The organism is Paenibacillus hamazuiensis, assembly GCF_023276405.1.
Lineage (GTDB): Bacteria > Bacillota > Bacilli > Paenibacillales > NBRC-103111 > Paenibacillus_AF > Paenibacillus_AF hamazuiensis.
On the sequence record NZ_JALRMO010000001.1, the window covers coordinates 664,818 to 684,718 of the forward strand.

A 19,901-nucleotide genomic window follows, 5' to 3' on the forward strand; every position below is an offset into this window, starting at 1 on the left:
CCATAATAAAAACAGGAAACGTTTCCAAAACGTAAGGAATGGTGCATGGAATGAACAATAAGCCGAAAGTGACCATCAAGGATGTCGCCCTTCACGCCGGCGTCGGGCTGGGGACCGTATCCCGCGCGATTAACGGGGCGCCCGGAATCAGCTTGAAGACGAAGAAGAAAATATTCGAAAGCATTCAGCAGCTCGGCTACATTCCCGACCAGACGGCGCAAAGCATGCGTTCCAACAAGTACAAAAGCATCGCCTTCTTTATCGATATTTCCAACGTATCGTTTACGCAAATTGCCAAAGGCATTCAAAACGAGCTGGAAGACTCGGGCTACACGTTATCCTTGTGCGATATCGGCCATACCAATGTCGTGGATAAAATCGCATCGTTTTTGTCCGGGCGCAATTTTGACGGGATCATTCTTTCCGTTCCGCGCGAAGATGACGAAGAGCTGCAGAAGCTTTTCGAAGGCGTGAAAATCCCTATCGTCACTTTGGACCGCGACATTCCGGGCCTCGCGTCCGGCATTATGACGGATTACTACTCTTCGGTGAAAAAAGCGGTAAGTTATTTGCTTTCCCTGGGGCACGAAGGGATCGCGCTGGTCGGAGGCAGCCGGAAAATCCGGCCGACCAAGGTCAGCATTCAGGCGTATAAAGAAGCGTTTGCAAGCTTCGGCAAAACGGCAGGCGACGGCCTGATCCGCGAGGGGCGCTTTTCCGACGAATCCGGCCGGCTCATCATGCTCGATCTGCTGCCTGAAATACAGCGGGGCCATATTACCGCGCTCATCTCGCTGAACAACCAGATGTTTCACGGCATCCTGCAGACGATGAGGGATAACGGACTCGAGTATCCGAAGGATTTGTCGATCATCACGGTCGAAGATTACGAGCTGACGAAGCTGCTGAATCCTCCCGTGACGGTGATCAGAAGGCCGCTTTTGGAAATGGGGGCCAGCGTGGCCAGAGTGCTGCTGAAGTATCTGGATGAGCCTGATCTGTACGGTACTTTGAAGCCGGTTATCGTGCCGACGGAATTTATCGTCAGGGAATCGTGCCGGCCGGTTTGAAACGGATGCGGGACACGGCAATTTTTTTTAAAGCAAATCGGAAACGTTTCCCATTTTCAGAAAAATCATATATCGATCATCATTCTCAGGGGGAGAGAGCAATGAAATCTCGAATCAAACATGTGGAAGCGATTCCGGTTAAAATGCCTTTGAACAAAGTTTATAAAGGCAGCAATTATTTTATGAGCCATCGGGTTACGGTCGTGACGCGGATCGAAACGGAGGATGGCATCGCCGGCGAAATTTATAACGGCGACGAGCTCGATCATCTGGATGCGATCGTCAAGATGATCCGCGAGGATATCGCTCCGCGTATCGTCGGAGAGAATGTGTTCGACTCGAACCTCATCTGGCAAAAAATTTATCCGCTTACATATAACATTTTGGCCGATCGCAAAATCGCCTTGAATGCGCTCTCATGTGTGGACAGCGCGGTTCACGATGCGATAGGCAAAACGCTGCAGGCACCTTTGGTGAAGCTTTGGGGCGGTGACAAAACATCGCTTCCGGTCATGCTGATCGGTGGCTACTACACCGAGGGCGTCGATTGCGACGAGAAGGCGATTCGGCAGGATATCGAAAATTACAAAGAAATGGGCGTCGCCGCCTGCAAATTCAAAGTCGGCGGCAGATCGCCGGAGGTCGATATCAAACGCGTCGAAATCGCCCGCAAGGCGGCCGGCGACGATTTCATCCTCGCCGTCGACGCCAATCAGGGCTGGTCCCGCAAGGACGCTTTGAAGTTTGCGCTCGGCATCAGGGATTACAATATCCGCTGGTTCGAGGAGCCGTGCCGGTGGAGCTACGACAAGGACGCGATGCGCGATATCCGCATGATGTCGGGCATTCCGGTCGCCGCCGGACAAAGCGAGGTGTCTCCGGCCAAATGCATCGAGTTCATGATGAACGGATCGATCGACGTGTGCAATTACGATGCGAGCTGGAGCGGCGGGCCTACGGTGTGGCGGCAGGTCGCGGGCGCGGCTGCGGCGCTCGGCTTCGAGATGGCGCATCACGAGGAGCCGCAAATTTCCGCCCATTTGCTCGGTTCGGCGCCGACGGGAACTTTCCTCGAAGTTTTCCATCCGGACCGCGATCCGATGTTCTACAGCCTTATCGCGGACCGCAATCCGTTCCGCGGCGGATATTATGAAATCCCAAGCGATCCGGGCTTCGGGGTGAAACTCGACTGGAACGTTATCAATAAACACCGGTTAGACAAATAAGGGGGCCGAGGTACATGGAAATGACGCAGGAGCAGCTGAAAACGCTGAAAGCTTTGGCGGCATCGACAAGGAAGCTGATCGTGGAAACGGTGCATTACGCAAACGCCGGACATATGGGGGGGCCAATGTCCGTGACCGATTTGCTCGTGGCGCTTTATTTCGAAGTGATGAACATCAGGCCGGATCAGCCGGACTGGGAAGAGAGAGACCGCTTCGTGTTATCCAAAGGGCACTCCGCCATCGCTTTGTATACCGTGATGGCGCTGCGCGGCTACTTGCCGGTGGAGGAACTGAAAACGTTCGATAAAATCGATTCCCGGCTCCAGGCTCATCCGGACATGGGTGCCCTGCCGGGGCTGGACATGTCGACCGGCTCACTCGGCCAAGGGATTTCGGCGGCCGTCGGCATGGCGCTCGGCGCCAAGCTGACCGGCAAATCGTTCACCACCTTCTGCGTGCTCGGAGACGGCGAAGCCCAGGAAGGGCAGGTGTGGGAGGCGGCCGATGTTGCCGTCCGCTATGCTCTTGACAATTTGGTCGTCTTTCTGGACTACAACAAGCTGCAGCAGTACGGCTGGGAAGCGCCGAACCAAAGCCGCGAAGTCCCGATTCAATCGCCGGAGACGAAATGGTCGGCATTCGGCTGGAACGTCGTGACGATCGACGGCCACCGGTTCGAAGAAATCGTGGAAGCCTGCGATCGGGCCAAGTCGCATAAGGGCCGCCCGACGATCATCATTGCGAACACCGTGAAAGGCAAAGGGGTCAGCTTTATGGAGAACGCTTATTTGTGGCATTCCAAAGTGCCTACCCGACAGGAGCTGGAGCAAGCGATCACAGAGATCACAGCGGGAGGTGACCGGTAACATGCCCGAACTTATGATGGAACAAAAATCGATGCGCGATATGTTAGGCGACGTCATTCTCGAGCTCGCCAAGACGGATCCGAAAGTGTATGTGCTGGACGGCGATCTGGCCAACTCCACGAAAATCAATACCGTTGCGGAAAATTTGCCGCACAAATTTTTGCAAATGGGCATCGCGGAGCAAAACATGATCGGCGTCGCCGCAGGCCTCGCCACCATCGGCCTTCAGCCGTGGGTTTCGACGTTCGCCGCTTTTCTCACCAAGCGCTGCCTGGATCAGGTGTCCGTCGTCGTCGCGCAGCCGAAGCTGGATGTGAAGCTGCTTGGAGCGTACGCCGGGGTGCTGAACGGCTGTGCCGGCAAAACGCACCAGGCCGTCGAGGACATCGCGATCATGAGAAGCTTGCCGAACATGGTCGTGCTTGCTCCGGCGGATACGTACGAGGTCGGACAAATGATCGAATTTGCGAACGAATATAAAGGGCCGGTCTACATTCGCCTGACCCGCGACCCGGTGGCGCCGGTGTTTACGGACGGATACCGCTTCCGACTGGGCGAGGCCGCCAAGGTCAAGGAAGGCAAAGACATCACGATTATTTCCACCGGCTCGCAGACGGGCCGTTCGCTGCAGGCCGCCCGCGACCTGGAGGCGGAAGGCATTTCCGCGGCGGTGCTGCACATGCCTTCGATCAAACCTCTGGACGTCGAGGCGATTGTCAGGGCAGCGAGGGAGACGGGAGCGATCGTGACTGCGGAGGATCACAGCGTTCTCGGGGGTCTCGGCGGCGCGGTGGCGGAAGTGCTCGTCGAGCATTGCCCGGTGCCGATGCTCCGGGTCGGGGTGCAGGACAAAAACATTCAGTCCGGCTCCAACAGCGCCCTGCTGGACAAATACGAGCTGTCCGCGGCGCATGTGGCGGACCGCGTCAAACAATGCCTGCTCAAAAAGCGGATCGGAGGCTGAAGCGACAGTGACTATTCCCGTTTTTGGAAGCATTATCGGAGGCGAAACGGATTTTACCGGCGATACGATTCCCGTTTACAACAAATTTTCCGGCGAACGGATAGCGGAAATTCATAAAGCAAGCCGCGAAGTCGTCGGCCGTGCGGTCGCAAACGCCCTGCATACGTTCAGGACCGTCAAGCTGTCGCCGGTCGAGCGCAGCGGCATTTTGCTGAAGGCGGCGCAGCTGCTGAAGGAGCGCAAGGAGCAGCTCGCCATGTCGCTCGTGCGGGAAGTCGGCCGGACGATCAAGGATTGCCGGGTCGAAATCGACCGCGCGGTAGCGACCTTCACGATCAGCGCCGAAGAAGCGAAGCGGATCGCCGGCCACTGCGTGCCGATCGCCGCACAGCAGGGCAATGAAAACAAGCTGGCTTTTACGGTGCGCGTGCCGGTCGGCGTCGTTTGTGCGATCACGCCATTCAACAACCCGATCAATCTGACCGCGCACAAGATCGCCCCGGCGATTGCGGCGGGCAACGCGGTCGTGCTGAAGCCGGCCGAGGTCACTCCCGTCACGGTCATGGCGATGGTAAGCATTTTGCAGGAGGCGGGACTTCCTCCCGGATTTCTGAACGTCGTACACGGGCTCGGGCAGGAGACAGGACAGTATTTGCTCGAGGACGAACGCATCGCCATGTTTACGTTCACCGGCAGCGTCGGCGTAGGGCGGCACATCAAAAGCACGACGGGCATCCGCAAGGTGACCTTGGAGCTCGGCAGCAACTCGCCGACGATCGTGCACCGCGACGCTTTGAACATCGGCGAAATCGCCGAGCTGTGCGCGCTCCGCGGGCTTTCCGCCACCAACGGCCAGGCGTGCATTTCGGTGCAGCGGCTGTACGTGCATAAGGACATCCACGACGAGTTCGTCGCTATGCTGGTGCGGACCGCCGAGCGGATGAAGGTCGGCAATCCGGAGGAAGAGGACACCGACATCGGACCGCTCATCTCCGAGAAGGAAGCTATGCGGGTCGAAGCGTGGGTGAACGAGGCAGTGGCGGCCGGGGCCAAAGTGCTGTGCGGAGGAAAGCGGGACGGCACCTTCTATCAGCCCACGATCATCACGGATGTAAAGCCGGACATGAAGGTGATGTGCCAGGAGCTGTTCGGGCCGGTCGTGAATGTCATCCCTTACGACGACATCGATTGGGTGTTTGCCCAGGCGAACGATTCGAAATTCGGCCTGCAGGCCGGCTTGTTCACCTCGAACCTGCAGCTCGCCATGAGAGCCGTATACGAGCTGGAGTTCGGCGGCGTGCTCATCAACGACGTTTCGACGTTCCGCTCCGACGTGATGCCGTACGGCGGCATCAAAAACAGCGGCATCGGCAAGGAAGGGCCGCGTTATACAATCGAAGAGATGACCGACGAGCGCATCGTCGTCATCAAGATGTAAAGGCGGTGCGGCGATGAAGGCGTTGATGAAAATGGAGCCGGGCTACGGACACGTCCGGCTCGAGCGGATCGAAGAGCCTGTTTGCACCGACGATACGGTGAAAATCGAGGTGAGCTACACCGGGATTTGCGGAACGGATTTGCATATTTTGCACAACACGTTTATGAATTACCCGCCGGTCGTGCTCGGACATGAATTCTCCGGCATCGTCTCCGAAACGGGGAGAAACATCAAACGGCTGAAGGCGGGGGACCGGGTCACCGTGCTCCCGTCCACCGCGGTAACGTGCGGCGAATGCTCGTATTGCCGGCAGGGGCACTACATGTTTTGTCCGGCTCGCCGGGGGATGGGGTATGGCGTAAACGGAAGCTTTACGAAGTATGTCGTCGTCCGGGAAGATATGGTGTATAAGATTCCCGATCACGTATCGCTCGAGGTGGCCGCTTTGTCAGAGCCGCTCGCCTGCGCGGTCAACGCGCTGGAGGAGCTGACCCAGCTCCAGGCCGGCGATCTGGTGCTCGTCTCGGGCCCCGGCCCGATCGGGCTGCTGTGCCTCGCTTTGCTTGCGGGACGCGGACTGAAGGTCATCGTCGCGGGGACGACCGCCGACCGCGAACGGCTGCGGCTTGCCCGCAAATTGGGCGCCGCCCGGGTCGTGGACGTCATTCAGGAAGACATCGGCTCCGTCATTGCCGAGGAAACGCGCGGAGGCGGCGTCGACGTCGCAGTGGAATGTGCGGGTGCTGCGGCCTCCATCAACACATGCCTGCGCTCGCTCAAAAAAATGGGCAAGCTCATCCAGGTGGGCATCGTCGGGAAAGAAGCCGCGATCGATTACGATCTGATTTTGTTCAAGCAGGTGCAGCTGTTCGGCTCGGTCGGCCATTCGTTATCGACCTGGGACCGGGTCATGCACATATTCGAGCAGGACCGAATTCGCTTCAGGGATTGCATCACGCACAAGCTGCCGCTCAGCCGGTGGCACGAAGCATTCGAGCTTTGCGAAAACAAGCTGGGCGGCAAGGTGCTGCTTTATTACGACTAAAAGGCGGTGGATCAATTGAAAGCACTTACAAGCGAGCTTCCGCAGAAGACGAAGGCGGCTGTCCTCATGAAGCCGATGCAGGTCGCGATGGAAGAGAGAGCGCTCGCCGGGCTCGGGCCGCACGACGTGCTGGTGAAGGTGATGGCCGTCGGGGTATGCGGCTCGGATGTGCATTACTACGAGCATGGCAGAATCGGCCGGAAGGCGGTGGAGAACCCGCTCATTCAGGGCCATGAATGCGCGGGGCTGGTCGTGCAGGCCGGTGCGGAGGTTACACAGGTGAAGATCGGCGACCGCGTCGCGATCGAACCGGGTATGTCATGCTTCCGCTGCGAGTACTGCAAGGCCGGGAAGTACAATTTGTGCCCTTCGGTAAGGTTTCTGTCGTCGCCGCCTGTAGACGGGGCTTTTGCGGAATACATCGTCCATCCCGACCATCTGCTGTTTCCGATTCCGGACCACCTCTCCTACGAGGAAGCGACGCTTGTCGAGCCGCTGTCCGTCGGCATTCATGCCTGCCGGAGGGCGGGGCTTGAGGCCGGTTCCACGGTGCTGATTGCGGGAATGGGGCCGGTCGGCCTGACCGCGATTATTGCCGCCAGAGCGCTCGGCGCCGAAAACATCGCCGTAACCGATGTGGAGCCGTTTCGCCTCGGGCTTGCCGCGGAGATGGGAGCGAAGCTGTGCGTCAACGTGCTGGAGCGGGATACGGCGGAGGCGATCGCGCAGTGGACCGGCGGTCGTGGGGTTGACATGGTCATCGACACGTCGGGACATGCGGGGGTCATCGATTCTTCCATCGAATGGCTGAAGCGCGGAGGCAAGCTGGTGCTCATCGGATTTCCCGCTGCAGAGAAAGTACCGCTGAACCTGACGCTGCTTCTGCAAAAAGAAATCGCTATGTACGGCACGTTCCGTTATACCAATACGTATCCGCTCGGAATCGAACTGCTCGCCTCGGGCCGGTTCGACACGAAAAAGCTGATCACCGACTTTTATTCGCTGGAGGATACGGCACTTGCGCTGGAGCGGGCGAGAACGAACAAAAAAGGCAGCATGAAAGTCATCGTATATCCGAACGGCAAACCGTCGAATGACTGATCATCACTAAATCGAGGGGGACTAAGTAAATGAAGCTGAAAAAAGCAAGCTGGATTTCTGCGATCGCGATTACGGCACTGGCTCTGGTAACTGCAGGCTGCGGCGGAACGTCCGCTACCAAGAACGCCTCCGGCGGCGGCGCCGCAGGGAGCACGGACAAGATCGTCATCAAGATCGGCACGGTGCAGGCGGACAACGAGCCGATCAACGTGTACGCGAAAAAATTGGCCGACAGCGTCAAGCAGCGCACGAACGGGAAGGTGGAAATTCAGGTATACCCGAACTCCTCCTTGGGCAACAACAAGGAAACGTTCGAGCAGGCGCTCGCCGGCGCACCCGTCGTAGGCAGCGCGGATCCGAGCTACATGCAAGACTACGTGCCGGACTTCGGCGTTCTGAACGGCCCGTATATCGTCGATAAAGCGGAGGATTACAACAAGATTTTAAAAAGCGACTGGTTCAAGGGCGTAAGCTCCGATCTGGAGAAAAAAGGACTGAAGGTGCTTGCCTTCAACTGGTATTACGGGGACCGCCATGTCGTGAGCAAAAAGGAAATCCGCAAGCCGTCGGATTTGAAAGGCGTCAAGTTCCGCATTCCGCCGAGCCAAATGTGGAAAGAAACGTTCAGCTCTTTGGGGGCGACGCCGACCGAGCTGCAGTTCTCGGAAGTGTTTACCGGCCTGTCCAGCGGCGTCATCGACGCGGCGGAAGCTCCGTTATCGTCGATTTACGGCCTCAAGTTTTACGAAAGCGCCAAAGTCATTTCGATGACCGGACACTTTAAGGCATTGACCGGCATGGTTATCGGGAAAAAATATTTCGACAGCCTGCCAGCCGACATTCAACAAATTCTCGTCGAAGAATTCGAGAAATTCGGGGCGGAGGAAAGCAAATTTGCAATCGAGCAGGATGCCGAATGGAAAAAGAAGCTGGAAGCGGCGGGAGCGAAGTTTGTTACGGATGTAGACGTTGCCGCGTTTAAAGAAGCCAGCAAATCCACGTACACCAAGTTCAGCAACTGGACTCCCGGCCTGTACGATAAAATTCAAAGCATCGTTAAACAGTAGCCGTACGGAACCGCTGTCCGTTTGAGCCGAGCCCCTTAGGCGGCGGTTCCTGTAAGCGTTTCCGACATCATGATTCGTGAAGGGGAGATAAGATGAAATTCCTGACCTGGTTTTGGAACTGTTTTGAGGAGTTTATTGGCGGGATCTGCCTTGCGCTTATGGTGCTGCTCGTCTTTGCCAATGTCGTGCTGCGGTATATTTTCAACGCCCCGATCCTGTGGGCAAGCGAGATCACGCTTATCCTTTTCGTGTGGATGATCATGTTCGGCATCGGCGCGGCGGCCCGGCGCAACCTGCATCCGAAAATCGAAGCGATCCATTGGTTTTTGCCGGAAAGAAAACGAATTTATATGGACGTGGCCGTCCAGTTGGTCGTCATCGGATTTTTGCTCGTGCTGATCGTTCTGAGCTGGAATTTTTCCTGGGATTTGGGGATGCAGAAGTTTACCGGCATTTTAAGGCAGCGTTATACGGTGATATACCTGTCCATGCCCATCGGCTTCACATTCCTGCTTTTGCGGGTAGGTACGCAGTTCATTTTAAATATCAAGAGCATTATTGCTAAAAAACCATTGATGAACCAAGAGGTTTCCATTGCGAAAGAGGTGTTGTAGATGATCGGCTCTGCGCTCGGATTTTTGGGGATTAGCGTTTTTGTCGGGTTGCCTGTGGCGCTGGCCATATTGTTTTGCACGTCGATCTACTTTTTTACAAGCGATACGATGCCTCCCGTGCTGGTGTTTCAAGCCTTTGTCAGCGGAATGGAATCTTTTCCGCTGCTGGCGATTCCTTTTTTCATTCTGGTAGGGGAAATCATGAACGCTTCCGGCATGACCTCCAGAATATTGGTGTTCAGCGAAAATTTTGTCGGTCACTTGACGGGCGGCCTGGCTCAGGTCAACGTTCTGTCCAACGCATTTATCGGCGGATTGTCAGGTTCGGCCAATGCCGATGCGGCGGCGATCTCGAAAACGCTCGTCCCGGAAATGGAGAAGCGCGGCTACGACCGGGCCTGGTCCTCCGCGCTGACGGCGGCGGGTTCCATCATGGGGCCGATTCTTCCTCCCGGCATCGCCCTTGTATTGTTCGGGTACCTCGCCAACGTCTCGATCGGCAAGCTGTTTATCGGCGGCATCATTCCCGGCATTCTTATATGCATCGCCTTGATGGTTACGGTTCATATCGTAGCCAAACGGCGCGGATATAAACCGACCCGCGAGAAAATGGCCAATCCTCGCGAATTGTGGTCTTCCTTTCTGGACGCTTCCTGGGCGCTGATTATTCCGGTTGTCATTATCGGCGGCATCCGGATCGGGATGTTTACCGAGACGGAGGCGGCGGCTATGGCGGTCGTCGGTACTTGGGCGGTAGGCTGCTTCGTTTACAAATCCTTTAAATTAAAGGACGTTATCCCGGTGCTCGCGGAAACAGTGCGCATCACCGCGATCATCATGCTCATTTTGGCGGCGTCGAACGGGCTCGGCCGGATGCTTACCTTCGAACGGATTCCGCATATGGCTGCAGAGTTTCTGACGTCTTTATCGGATAATCCTTACGTGATTTTGTTTATTATCAACATCGCTTTGCTCGTTATCGGCTGCTTGGCGGACGGAAGTGCGATTTTGATCGTAATGACGCCCATTTTGATGCCGACGATATTGGCTCTCGGCATCGATCCGATCGCTTTCGGCATCGTGATGGTACTCAATATTACGATCGGCGGCATACATCCTCCGTTCGGGGCGATGATGTTTACCGTTTGTTCGCTGAACAAAGTGTCCGTAGGGCAATATACGCGGGAAATCTGGCCGTTTTTGGCGGCCGTTATTGCGGTCCTGCTGCTCATTACATATGTGCCCTGGATCGTGACGGTGCTGCCCAATTTGCTGATGTGAGTGACCGATGAATCCTATGGCAGGGTTGAGGGTATACCCGAACAGATTGCACGCCTCCGGCGGCCGGAGGGGATACCCCCGCCCATGACCCGATGTTGATAAGTCGCACGGACGAGGGCAATTATAGAGGAATTGACGTTCGTTATATTCGGAAAAATGAGCATATCCCAAAAAATAGAGGAACTGACGTTTACTAAATCGCTCAAAAATGGCGAGTGGACCGGCAAAACATGCCAATAAAGCACCACAGTTCCTTTATTATTGGCGAACCAATTGAAATGGCCATTTTAGCGCACGGTAGTTCCTTTATGAACCCGAAGGGTTGATCTTACATCTGACACATGGACTCGTCGCATCGACTCATCAGTCCAGCACCGGAATCCGCAAATAAACCGCTGTCCCCCATCCCGCCTTACTGCGCGCCGTCACTCCGTATGTCTCCCCGTACGTAAGCTTCAGCCGCTTGTGCGTATTGTACAGGCCGATATGCTCCGCCTGCTCCGTCTCCCTGTCCATGTCTTCCCGCAGAAGCTGCAGTTTCCGGCGATCCATGCCGATGCCGTTGTCGATGACCGCTATGTGCAGGATGCCTCCGGCATCGAGGCGGATTTTGATTTTGATCAGCCCCTTCCGCTCGGCCTCCTTAATCCCGTGATAGAGGCTGTTTTCGACGAGCGGCTGTAGGATCATCTTGATCACATTGTACGTTTGCAGATGATCCTCGTATTCCCATATGACGTCGAACGTATCCTCGTAGCGTATTTTTTGAATGTCGATATACCGCTCCGTATGCAAAATTTCCTTTTGCAAAATCACCTTTTTGTTCGGGTCGTCGAGCGAATAACGCAAAATATCGCCGAGATGCTCGATCATGCCGTTGACCTCGTTTGGCATGCCGCTCAGCTTCAGCACCCGCCAGTTGATCGTTTCCAGCGTATTGAACAGAAAATGCGGATTGAGCTGCGACTGCAGCGCCATCAGCTCCATCGCCTGCGCCCGGTATTTGCGTTCGGAAAGCTGCATGCTCAAATAGTTGTATTCGATAAACCGCTTCAGCAGATTTTGCACGATGTAGCTGTACACGTCGGAAACTTTACTCGGCAGCGCCGGCAGCGGTTTGCCATGCTCCGCGGAGTCGAGAATGCCTACGATCATTTTCAGGTCGAGATAATTTCTGCGCGTCAAATAATAGGTGACTGCCGTACCCAGCAGAAACGACAGGAGCAGCAGCAGAAGCGAATACATGATCAGTTTGATCGGTATGCTGTAAAACGATTCGCGCGGCGAAACCGAAAGGAACGTCCAGCCGTATTTGTCCGATTCCAGCTTGGATACGATGAAGGTCTGTTTTCCCGATGTCAGCTCGAACGTAGAGGAGGGCATTTCGGCGACGTGCCGCAGGTCCAGCGAATCGATGTAAGGCAGGTTTTTATCCTTCATGATGACGGCGCCGCTGCGGTCCAGAATAAGCAGGGACTGATCGTCCATCATCGCCAAATTGCTCAACTGCGCCCTCACGTATTTGGCGTCGATGTTCAGGACGATGACTCCATCGCCTTCGCCGGTGGCGGACAGCTTTTTATATACGGAAATGAGCTCGGTCACGGTGTTGAACTGATATTTCCGAATGCTGCGCGTCTCCACCCACAGCACACCGTTGTTATGCCGCCTGTAGCTGTCATACCACTGCGTATCGTAAAAATGGTCCAAATCCTGCAATCCGCCGGTAACCGTCGTTATAAAACGATTATCCTTGTTCGTCAAATACACGTAAATCGAGTCGATATACGGTCTGGCTGTGGCGGGGGCATCGATGAAATTTTTCAGCGTGGCGAGCGACTTGTAATCATCCAAATCAAGCGCCGGTTTCAAAATCAACCGCTTCAAGCTGGCAAATTCGATGGCGTTCACCATAAAATACAGGCCCAGGGAGTCCAGCTCGTTAAAAATCAGCTCGACGTTTTCCTTGGACTGCTTAAGCATATTCATGTTGCTGTGATTGATTTCTTCCTTGACGTAACCCTGAATGATGACGAAGGCCAGCATGCCGAGCAAAATCGTGGGGATCAGCGTAGGAATCAGAAACATGGTCAGGTGTTTAATGAAAAAACGGTGTATGGTTTTGGTCATGGCTTGTTGTCCTGACACTCCGGATTGCGGTATTCCTTCGGGCTTTTGCCGAAGGTTTTCTTGAACGTGCGGGTGAAATGCTTGGTGGAGCTGTAACCGACCCTGTCGCTGACCTCGTAAATTTTGTAATTGTAATCCTGCAGCAGCTCGGCCGCTTTGTTCATGCGGATGCGCGTCAAATAATCGGAGAAGTTTTCCCCGGTTTTGTTTTTGAAAAATTTGCTGACGTAATACGGGTTCATGTGAACGAGCTCGGCCGAGCTTTCCAGCGTCGCGTCTTTGAAATGAACCTCGATATGCTCCTTGATCGTGGCGATCACCTTGTCGGAGATGCCCATCTCGGGCTCCGGCGAAGCGGCACCGCGTCCCGGGGCACTCGTCTGCCGCTCACGGTCGAGCTCCGTTTTCAGCCGCTGAAACACTTCCAGCAGCTCATAATATTTCGTCGGCTTGACGATGTAATTTTTGACCCCGTAAATGATTGCCTGCTGCGCATAATGGAAGTCCTTGAACCCGCTGAGGAAAACGATTTTGACCGGGGAGGAGCGTTCGTACAGCTCCTTGGCCACCTCGATGCCGTTCATGAGCGGCATTTTGATGTCGCAGAGCAGCACGTCGCAAGGTGTCTGCTCGATACATTGAAGCGCCTTTTTTCCGTTTTCGGCCATGCCCGCCACTTTAAAGCCCACTTCGTTCCAAGGGAAGTAATTGCTGAGGCTGTTTCTGATTTCAGGCTCGTCGTCGGCAATCAATAGCTTATACATCGTCTGCTCCTTTCGGGGAGGTGGGGAAGAGTCTGGAGAATAAGAGACCGCTACGGGTGCAGATCATTCCTCCGATCGCTCTTGCCCCCTGATTTCCTTGAATTGATGCCGCTTGGCGGCTGTAGAAATCAGGGGACAAAGGCGAACGCTGACGCTTCTTCGGAACGATTCCGCCCCTCTCCGCTAATTATTCTCCAGACTATAAAGTGTTTATATAATAACATAAAACGCTTTCATTCGTGGACATGAAGTTAAAAAATAGGGTGCAAACCGCAATATTTCGTCCCTTTCCGGCGGACAAACAAGCCAATATAACGCACGATATGTTTAATAAGGTCCCTTTTAAAGCGCGGGAACTCATGGTTAAATATGAATACGGTTTCACAAATACGTTATGACAATGAGGTGGAATATGAAAAAAACCGTATCGATCATCGCCGCTTTATCGATGGGGCTTGCCGCCGCGCTCAGCGGCTGCTCTACGGCGAACGAAACCAAGACGGGCTCGTCTTCCACGGACGGCAAGAGCGGCGCCCAAACGGCGTCCGGGCCCAAAGAAAAATTCGTTTTTTGGGACAAAGGGGAATACGTTCAGGATTACAATAACATGATGAAGGAGCGCGTGGAGAAGTTCGGCAAGGACAACAACATCGACGTCGAGTACGTCGTGATTGCCCAGAACGATTTGCAGTCCAAGCTGCTCGCCGCCATCGAAGCGAAAAACCCGCCTGATCTCATCGTGGCCAACGACCCCGTGGCCAAGCAATTTGTCGCTTCCGACCAGCTCGTCGACGTATCGGACATCATCAATAAAATCGATTTTAACAACGGCGCCAAAAGCATCAGCGTCACCGAGAACAAATATTTGATGGTGCCTCATTCCTTGCAGCTCGGCGGAGGGTTTTTGCGGAAAGATGTGTGGGATAAGCACAATTTGCCGGTTCCGAAGACGTGGCAGGAGCTGTACGAGCAAGCGAAAATTGTCAACGATCCGAAAAACGGTTTTTACGCGACGGGGCTGCCGCTCGGCCAATCCGGCGGCGGCGATGCCGAAGGGATGATCCGCAATGCGCTGCTTTCGTTCGGGGCATCCATCGTCGACAAAAACAACAATATTACGGTAAATTCGAAGGAAACGCTCGAAACGTTCAAATTTCTTGCCAAGTTTTGGCAGGAAGGCCTGACCCCGCCATCTTCCGTCACTTGGGACGACAACGGCAACAATAACGCCTATTTGGCGGGGACGGTAGGTTTCGTTATCAACTCGGCGAGCATCTACGACTCGCTGAAGAAGGACAAACCCGAGCTGGAGAAAGCGACGGCCATGGTTCCGATGATCGGGGGGCCGCAAGGGACGAGACTGATCGGCAGCGGCAATGTATTCGCCATCTTCAAAAATGCCAAGGGAACGAAATGGGCGAAGAAGTTCGTCACCGAATTTTATGACAAAGATTTCTACAACAAGCTGATTGAAAAAGTAGGCGGGAAATACCAGCCGGTGCTTAACGGGCTAAGCGACACTCCGTTCTGGAAAGACCCGAACAACAAGCCGGCGGGATGGCTCGCGATGACGCAAAATGTCGTCGGATCGACGAATTTCCCGGGACCGGAGGACGACTTAGGCTCCAAGGCGTATTCGATGAAGCTCGTTACGAAAGCGCTTGCGCGTATCGTCATCGAAAAGATGGACCCGCAAAAATCGATCGACCAGCTCGAGCAGGAGCTAAAGCAGCTTTACGGCAAAAAATAACGGCGCTAATGAGGGACTAAGAAAGGAGGAGGACGTTTGCACGCGGAAACGACCAGAAAATACGACAGGGCATTAGGGTATGCGCTCATATTGCCGGTAGCTTTCGTCATCTTCGTCGTGATTGGAGTTCCGTTCGTCAATGCGGTTTACTTGAGCTTCACGAACAAAGTGGTCGGCATGGACCCGAAATTCGTCGGCCTCGATAACTACATCCATATTTTTACGGATAAGGAATACTGGAAAGTGCTGAAAAACACGTTCATCTACACGGTGTCGAGCGTCGGTTTCAAGCTGGTGATCGGCATTATTTTAGCGGTCGTCGTGAACGAGCCGTTTTTCGGGCGCGGGTTTGTGCGGATGGCGCTGCTCATTCCGTGGGCATTGTCGGGCATGGTCGTATCGATCACCTGGCGGTGGATGTACGACGATACGTACGGCATCATCAATTCGCTGCTCATGCGCTGGAATTTGATCGATTTGCCGATTCCGTGGACATCGGGGATGAGCATTGCTTTAATCTCCGTCATTATCGTAAACGTATGGAAGGGGCTGCCGTTTTTTATTTTCAGCTTGCTGGGCGGGCTGCAGACGATCGACCAGCAGATGTACGAGGCGGCGACGATCGACGGGGCCGGTTGGCTGAGGCAGTTTTTTTACATTACAGTTCCGTCGATCATGCCGATTATTTCGATCACCGTGCTTTTGTCCACGATCTGGACGTTCAACAATTTCGAAAGCATTTGGCTGATTACGGGCGGGGGGCCTCTGCATGCTTCGGCGGTCGTCTCCACCTATACGTACGAAATCGCTTTCCAGCAAAACAAAATGGGCCAAGCGCTGGCTGCGGCCGGCTCGGTCATTCCGATTTTGATTCTGATGATCGTCATCTATTCCCGCAAAGTCGGAACGGACCAATGAGGAGGCGAGCAGATTGAATCGAAATACCCGTAGGAAAGCGCAAAAATATATCATTTTGTACGCCATCGTCATCGTCGCGCTCGTCTGGACATTGTTCCCGGTATACTGGATGGTCAAATCTTCCTTTACGCCGAATGAGCTCATGTACACGGCGAAGCCGGCGCTCATTCCGCAAAGTTGGACGACGGGTCATTACAAGGATTTGTTCCAGAAAACGACGTTTTTGAAGTACATCTACAACAGTCTGTACGTTTCTTTGCTTTCGATGCTGCTCTGCGTTTCGATCAGCATCGTCGGCTCCTACAGCTTGACGCGGCTGCGTTACCGCGGACGGACCTTCATGTCGCGGGCGATCATTTATACGTACCTGCTGCCGGCGGCGGTGCTGTTTATTCCGATGTATGTGGCGGTCAGCCGGCTCGGCTTCAACGATAATAAAAACGCGCTGCTCATCGTCTACCCGACCATCATCGTGCCGTACTGCTGCTACATGCTGATGAGTTATTTCCGGGCGATCCCGAAAGAGCTGGAGGAAGCGGCGATGATCGACGGGTGCACCAGCCTTCAGGCGCTGTTCAGGGTCGTGCTGCCGATCGCTTCGCCGGGCATTGCCGTCGTATCGACGTTTGCTTTCACGATGGACTGGAACGAATATTTGTACGCCCTGGTGCTGACGACGAGCCCGAGCCAGCAGACAGCGACGATTGGCATCGCGAGCTTCAAGTTTTCCGACCAGGCGATTTGGGGGCTGTTGATGAGCTCGTCCGTGCTTGCCTCGGTTCCGGCGGTTTTCCTGTACTTCCTCGCGCAAAAGTTTTTGAAAACCGGACTTGCGGCAGGAGGCGTCAAGTGACGAGGAAAGGGGCGAACCTATGGACACCGGTTTTATATGCGGGGTTGATGAACGGCTGGTCGGCCGGTCGCGGACCGCGCGGAAAGCTGCATGAGCAAGTCAAAACCCAATTTTACAAGCCATTGGAGGCGTTCGGTCATGATGAAAATTTCCGTAACAAGCATCTCGTGCGATTTGACGGATACGGATTTGAAGCAGATGAGCCAGCTCGGGGTCGACTGCATCGATTTCGGCATCGGCTCCTCTTTCCCCGGGGTCAAGGAGCAGGGGTACCCGGATTTGGACCGGGTTCTCAAGCTGAAAAAGAAAGTGCGGTCATGGGGGCTCGATATTAACCGGGTTACACTGCCCGACTTGACGGATACGTTCATCAGAGATTTGCCGGGCGCCGAGAAGGAGCTGGAAAATGCGCGCAACGCCGTCAAAGTATTCGGCGAAGCGGGCATCCCTATCGTCCGGCAGCGGTTCGCCGGCGACGTCGATCCCGTCCTGACGACAGGATACCCGGCTTACCATCGCGGAGGTGCGATCGCCCGTGGGGAAAGCCTCGGTTTAACCTCGAACAAACCGGCTTATCCGACGTTCGAGGAAAAAGAGCGCTGGTGGGCCCGCTTTAACGAGGCGTTTAAGGCGCTTCTTCCGATCGCCGAGGATTACAACGTGAAGCTCACCATCCATCCGTCCGATACGCCCAACCATGAAACGGCTTTTAACGGTCTCGGCATGCACCGGGTGATCGATACGTTCCCGAGCAAAAATGTCGGATTTGTCTACTGCATCGGAACCCGGGCGGAAGAAGGCGGCAGCTCGCTCGTCCTTGACGAAATCAACCATTACGGCCGCAAGGGCCGCATTTTCCTCGTCCATTTCCGCAATGTCCGCGGCAGCCTGGCGACGGCCGGAGCGTTCGAGGAGGCGATGCTCGACGACGGCGATCTGAATATGTTCAAGCTGCTGCTCGAACTGCACAAAGTCGGCTATGACGGCTGCCTCAATCCCGACCACTACCTGCAAATGGAAGGGGATACCGTACAGCTGGACGACAAATGGAAGCATTCCGCGATAGGCTGGGCTTCTTCAGGCATTTGCTGCGCTTATTCGATCGGCTACATTCGCGCCATGCTGACGGCGCTTGCGGAGTTTACGGGAAGACGCTGGTGAGACGGATGGCGCCATAATGGAATACAAAAACGGAGTGTCGGCGGAACCATGTGTTCCGTTAACGCTCCGTTTTTTGCATGCTCGCATGATTATGTGGAACAAGCAGATCCGCCACATCCGCTGGTTTGGCTGAAAGGGAGGATCAGGACCCCTTAGTTCTTATTCAATCGGACGAGGGCAGGCGCGCGGCCCATATCATCCATTTTCTTTGCTCGGGCTCGCCGTCAAACGATTCGTATACCCCTGCGATAAAACGATCCGCGGTATCGATCAGAACAGGGCTCGGAAGTGGAACAATCTCGTTAAAATTGGGGCAGCCGCCGGCAAATGCGGCGCAATGCGGCGCCCACGTCATCTTAAGGTTTTCGTTGTCGAAGCGATAAGGGAGCTGCCGTACCGTCTCCAAGGAGAGCGGATCGTAAAAAGACAGCTGGTACGCTTTCGGCTTGCCGGTCAAGAGGACGAAATTGTTTGCAGCACGGTCATACAGCTGGGAAAAACCGATTTGAAGCGGGACTTCGCGTTCTGTTCCGGTTTTTTTATCGATTGCGTAATATTTGTATGCAGAGGTCGACTGGGCCCAAGGCTTATAGATAAGCGTCGGGCCGATAAAGGAATAACTCGGGACCCGTTCGGAATCCTTCTCCCAGATAAAAGCCCCGGTTTCGTCATAATAGATGTCGTGGTAACCTTTTTCCCCGTCGCTTCGTTTCGATTGCCGCACGATCATTTGGTGGTCTGCGCTCACAGTACTTATGTAGGATAGGTTGTCGGCATTTAAGGTGTAGAGGAGGTTTCCGTCGCTATCATAAAGAGTGATGCTGCCGTCTTGCCTATGCACGATATTGTCCGTTTCGATCGTTTCGGAAGGGCGGAGAGCAGGAATGTTCCCGTAAGGTCCTACGCTTAGATCGATCCAGCCGGTCAGCTCAAGCTTCTTCTCTTCGGTTCCGTCGGAGCCGACAAACGTAAGTAAATTTTTCGTTGCGAGAAGCTGCCCGGGTTTTATTTGAGAGCACAGCTTTATAACGCCGGCGCGGCTGCGTCCAACAAAACGGCAACTCGGCTCCCGTTCCTCGAGCTTCCAGGCGATATCGCCCGTCTGTGTATCGATTGCATACAGATTAGCGAACGCTTCGCCGCGCTCCTCGCCGTAATCGTTGCTATAAAAGTACGCGTGGCCGTCCTGATTGACGGTTAAACCGTAGCCCGTCGCTCTCTTGGAACCGGAGCTCCCCTGCGTATAGGTCGGCGTGTAAATATCATTCTGCCAATTTAAGGCGCCATCCCGGGAAAGGGAGCGTACGGACACGTATTCGTCGCTCACACGGGCGGCATAGACGATATTGCCGTGCAGATCCCACTGCAAGGCCGAAGCGTCTTTGACGATCTGCTCTTTCGTCCTCCCGTAATGGAACCGGGCATCCGTGTCGTATACCCACAGAAGCTGCGTCGGATTCGGACCCGCCGTTTTTGGAGGCTGGCCGCCGGTGCTCTCCGCATAAATGGTTTGGGGAACGGCGGAACTGATGATCAGCATGAACAGGATCGATAATTTCTTGAACAATGTTGTTCTCTCCTTTGTATGTGGAAGGTATTGCTGCTTATTTGTATTATAGTGGCAAAAGTCGCCGGAGGGAAAAGGATTCGCAA

At 54.7% G+C, this 19,901-nt stretch carries 17 protein-coding genes; 14 read left to right on the top strand and 3 right to left on the bottom strand.

Going from position 1 to position 19,901, the window contains the following annotated elements; translation table 11 throughout:
• Positions 1 to 50 precede the first annotated feature (50 nt).
• From MYS68_RS02680 to MYS68_RS02725, 10 genes are all read left to right on the top strand, one after another.
• Positions 51 to 1,070: a LacI family DNA-binding transcriptional regulator gene (locus tag MYS68_RS02680; protein WP_248924342.1), complete on the top strand. Its 1,020-nt coding sequence runs from the start codon at positions 51 to 53 to the stop codon at positions 1,068 to 1,070.
• 101 nt (positions 1,071 to 1,171) lie between these two features.
• Positions 1,172 to 2,296, top strand: coding sequence for a mandelate racemase/muconate lactonizing enzyme family protein (locus MYS68_RS02685; protein ID WP_248924343.1), 1,125 nt, complete (start codon positions 1,172 to 1,174; stop codon positions 2,294 to 2,296).
• Between the two features lie 14 nt (positions 2,297 to 2,310).
• Positions 2,311 to 3,162: a transketolase gene (locus MYS68_RS02690; RefSeq protein WP_248924344.1), complete on the top strand. Its 852-nt coding sequence runs from the start codon at positions 2,311 to 2,313 to the stop codon at positions 3,160 to 3,162.
• Between the two features lies 1 nt (position 3,163).
• The gene (locus MYS68_RS02695) at positions 3,164 to 4,126 is read left to right on the top strand and encodes a transketolase family protein (protein WP_248924345.1); all 963 of its coding nucleotides are present in this window, start codon (positions 3,164 to 3,166) and stop codon (positions 4,124 to 4,126) included.
• Positions 4,127 to 4,133: 7 nt separating this feature from the next.
• Positions 4,134 to 5,564: an aldehyde dehydrogenase family protein gene (locus MYS68_RS02700; protein WP_420852086.1), complete on the top strand. Its 1,431-nt coding sequence runs from the start codon at positions 4,134 to 4,136 to the stop codon at positions 5,562 to 5,564.
• Positions 5,565 to 5,577: 13 nt separating this feature from the next.
• On the top strand, positions 5,578 to 6,609 hold the full coding sequence (locus tag MYS68_RS02705; protein WP_248924346.1) for a zinc-dependent alcohol dehydrogenase: 1,032 nt from the start codon (positions 5,578 to 5,580) through the stop codon (positions 6,607 to 6,609).
• 15 nt (positions 6,610 to 6,624) lie between these two features.
• Positions 6,625 to 7,710: an NAD(P)-dependent alcohol dehydrogenase gene (locus MYS68_RS02710; protein ID WP_420852087.1), complete on the top strand. Its 1,086-nt coding sequence runs from the start codon at positions 6,625 to 6,627 to the stop codon at positions 7,708 to 7,710.
• Between the two features lie 29 nt (positions 7,711 to 7,739).
• On the top strand, positions 7,740 to 8,777 hold the full coding sequence (locus MYS68_RS02715; protein ID WP_248924347.1) for a C4-dicarboxylate TRAP transporter substrate-binding protein: 1,038 nt from the start codon (positions 7,740 to 7,742) through the stop codon (positions 8,775 to 8,777).
• A gap of 92 nt (positions 8,778 to 8,869) precedes the next feature.
• Positions 8,870 to 9,391 (top strand): TRAP transporter small permease, encoded by a 522-nt coding sequence (locus MYS68_RS02720; RefSeq protein WP_248924348.1) that lies wholly within the window; start codon positions 8,870 to 8,872, stop codon positions 9,389 to 9,391.
• Entirely contained in the window at positions 9,392 to 10,672 is a 1,281-nt protein-coding gene (locus tag MYS68_RS02725) for a TRAP transporter large permease (RefSeq protein ID WP_248924349.1), read from the top strand.
• A 363-nt stretch (positions 10,673 to 11,035) separates the two neighbouring features.
• Here the strand turns inward: MYS68_RS02725 and MYS68_RS02730 are convergent, their stop codons facing one another.
• The gene (locus MYS68_RS02730; RefSeq protein WP_248924350.1) at positions 11,036 to 12,802 is read right to left on the bottom strand and encodes a sensor histidine kinase; all 1,767 of its coding nucleotides are present in this window, start codon (positions 12,800 to 12,802) and stop codon (positions 11,036 to 11,038) included.
• Positions 12,799 to 13,566 carry a response regulator transcription factor gene (locus MYS68_RS02735; protein ID WP_248924351.1) on the bottom strand — a complete coding sequence of 256 codons (768 nt, stop codon included), beginning with the start codon at positions 13,564 to 13,566 and terminating at the stop codon, positions 12,799 to 12,801. Before MYS68_RS02735 ends, MYS68_RS02730 begins: the two co-directional genes overlap by 4 nt.
• Before the next feature lie 412 nt (positions 13,567 to 13,978).
• On the opposite strand from MYS68_RS02735, the gene MYS68_RS02740 reads away from it, so the two are divergent.
• The 4 genes from MYS68_RS02740 to MYS68_RS02755 all read left to right on the top strand — a co-directional run bounded on the left by MYS68_RS02740 (position 13,979) and on the right by MYS68_RS02755 (position 18,248).
• Complete coding sequence (locus MYS68_RS02740; protein ID WP_248924352.1) at positions 13,979 to 15,316, top strand: ABC transporter substrate-binding protein; 1,338 nt, start codon at positions 13,979 to 13,981, stop codon at positions 15,314 to 15,316.
• A gap of 36 nt (positions 15,317 to 15,352) precedes the next feature.
• The gene (locus MYS68_RS02745; protein ID WP_248924353.1) at positions 15,353 to 16,234 is read left to right on the top strand and encodes a carbohydrate ABC transporter permease; all 882 of its coding nucleotides are present in this window, start codon (positions 15,353 to 15,355) and stop codon (positions 16,232 to 16,234) included.
• A 13-nt stretch (positions 16,235 to 16,247) separates the two neighbouring features.
• Positions 16,248 to 17,087 carry a carbohydrate ABC transporter permease gene (locus MYS68_RS02750; RefSeq protein WP_248924354.1) on the top strand — a complete coding sequence of 280 codons (840 nt, stop codon included), beginning with the start codon at positions 16,248 to 16,250 and terminating at the stop codon, positions 17,085 to 17,087.
• Positions 17,088 to 17,225: 138 nt separating this feature from the next.
• Positions 17,226 to 18,248: a mannonate dehydratase gene (locus tag MYS68_RS02755; protein ID WP_248924355.1), complete on the top strand. Its 1,023-nt coding sequence runs from the start codon at positions 17,226 to 17,228 to the stop codon at positions 18,246 to 18,248.
• A gap of 163 nt (positions 18,249 to 18,411) precedes the next feature.
• Here the strand turns inward: MYS68_RS02755 and MYS68_RS02760 are convergent, their stop codons facing one another.
• The gene (locus tag MYS68_RS02760; RefSeq protein ID WP_248924356.1) at positions 18,412 to 19,815 is read right to left on the bottom strand and encodes a hypothetical protein; all 1,404 of its coding nucleotides are present in this window, start codon (positions 19,813 to 19,815) and stop codon (positions 18,412 to 18,414) included.
• Between the last annotated feature and the right edge of the window lie 86 nt (positions 19,816 to 19,901).

Bases quoted from the DNA above. Each gene is read 5' to 3' on its own strand.
- MYS68_RS02680 (WP_248924342.1), top strand. From the start codon at position 51: ATGAACAATAAGCCGAAAGTGACCATCAAGGATGTCGCCCTTCACGCC.
- MYS68_RS02685 (WP_248924343.1), top strand. From the start codon at position 1,172: ATGAAATCTCGAATCAAACATGTGGAAGCGATTCCGGTTAAAATGCCT.
- MYS68_RS02690 (WP_248924344.1), top strand. From the start codon at position 2,311: ATGGAAATGACGCAGGAGCAGCTGAAAACGCTGAAAGCTTTGGCGGCA.
- MYS68_RS02695 (WP_248924345.1), top strand. From the start codon at position 3,164: ATGCCCGAACTTATGATGGAACAAAAATCGATGCGCGATATGTTAGGC.
- MYS68_RS02705 (WP_248924346.1), top strand. From the start codon at position 5,578: ATGAAGGCGTTGATGAAAATGGAGCCGGGCTACGGACACGTCCGGCTC.
- MYS68_RS02715 (WP_248924347.1), top strand. From the start codon at position 7,740: ATGAAGCTGAAAAAAGCAAGCTGGATTTCTGCGATCGCGATTACGGCA.
- MYS68_RS02720 (WP_248924348.1), top strand. From the start codon at position 8,870: ATGAAATTCCTGACCTGGTTTTGGAACTGTTTTGAGGAGTTTATTGGC.
- MYS68_RS02725 (WP_248924349.1), top strand. From the start codon at position 9,392: ATGATCGGCTCTGCGCTCGGATTTTTGGGGATTAGCGTTTTTGTCGGG.
- MYS68_RS02730 (WP_248924350.1), bottom strand. From the start codon at position 12,802: ATGACCAAAACCATACACCGTTTTTTCATTAAACACCTGACCATGTTT.
- MYS68_RS02735 (WP_248924351.1), bottom strand. From the start codon at position 13,566: ATGTATAAGCTATTGATTGCCGACGACGAGCCTGAAATCAGAAACAGC.
- MYS68_RS02740 (WP_248924352.1), top strand. From the start codon at position 13,979: ATGAAAAAAACCGTATCGATCATCGCCGCTTTATCGATGGGGCTTGCC.
- MYS68_RS02755 (WP_248924355.1), top strand. From the start codon at position 17,226: ATGATGAAAATTTCCGTAACAAGCATCTCGTGCGATTTGACGGATACG.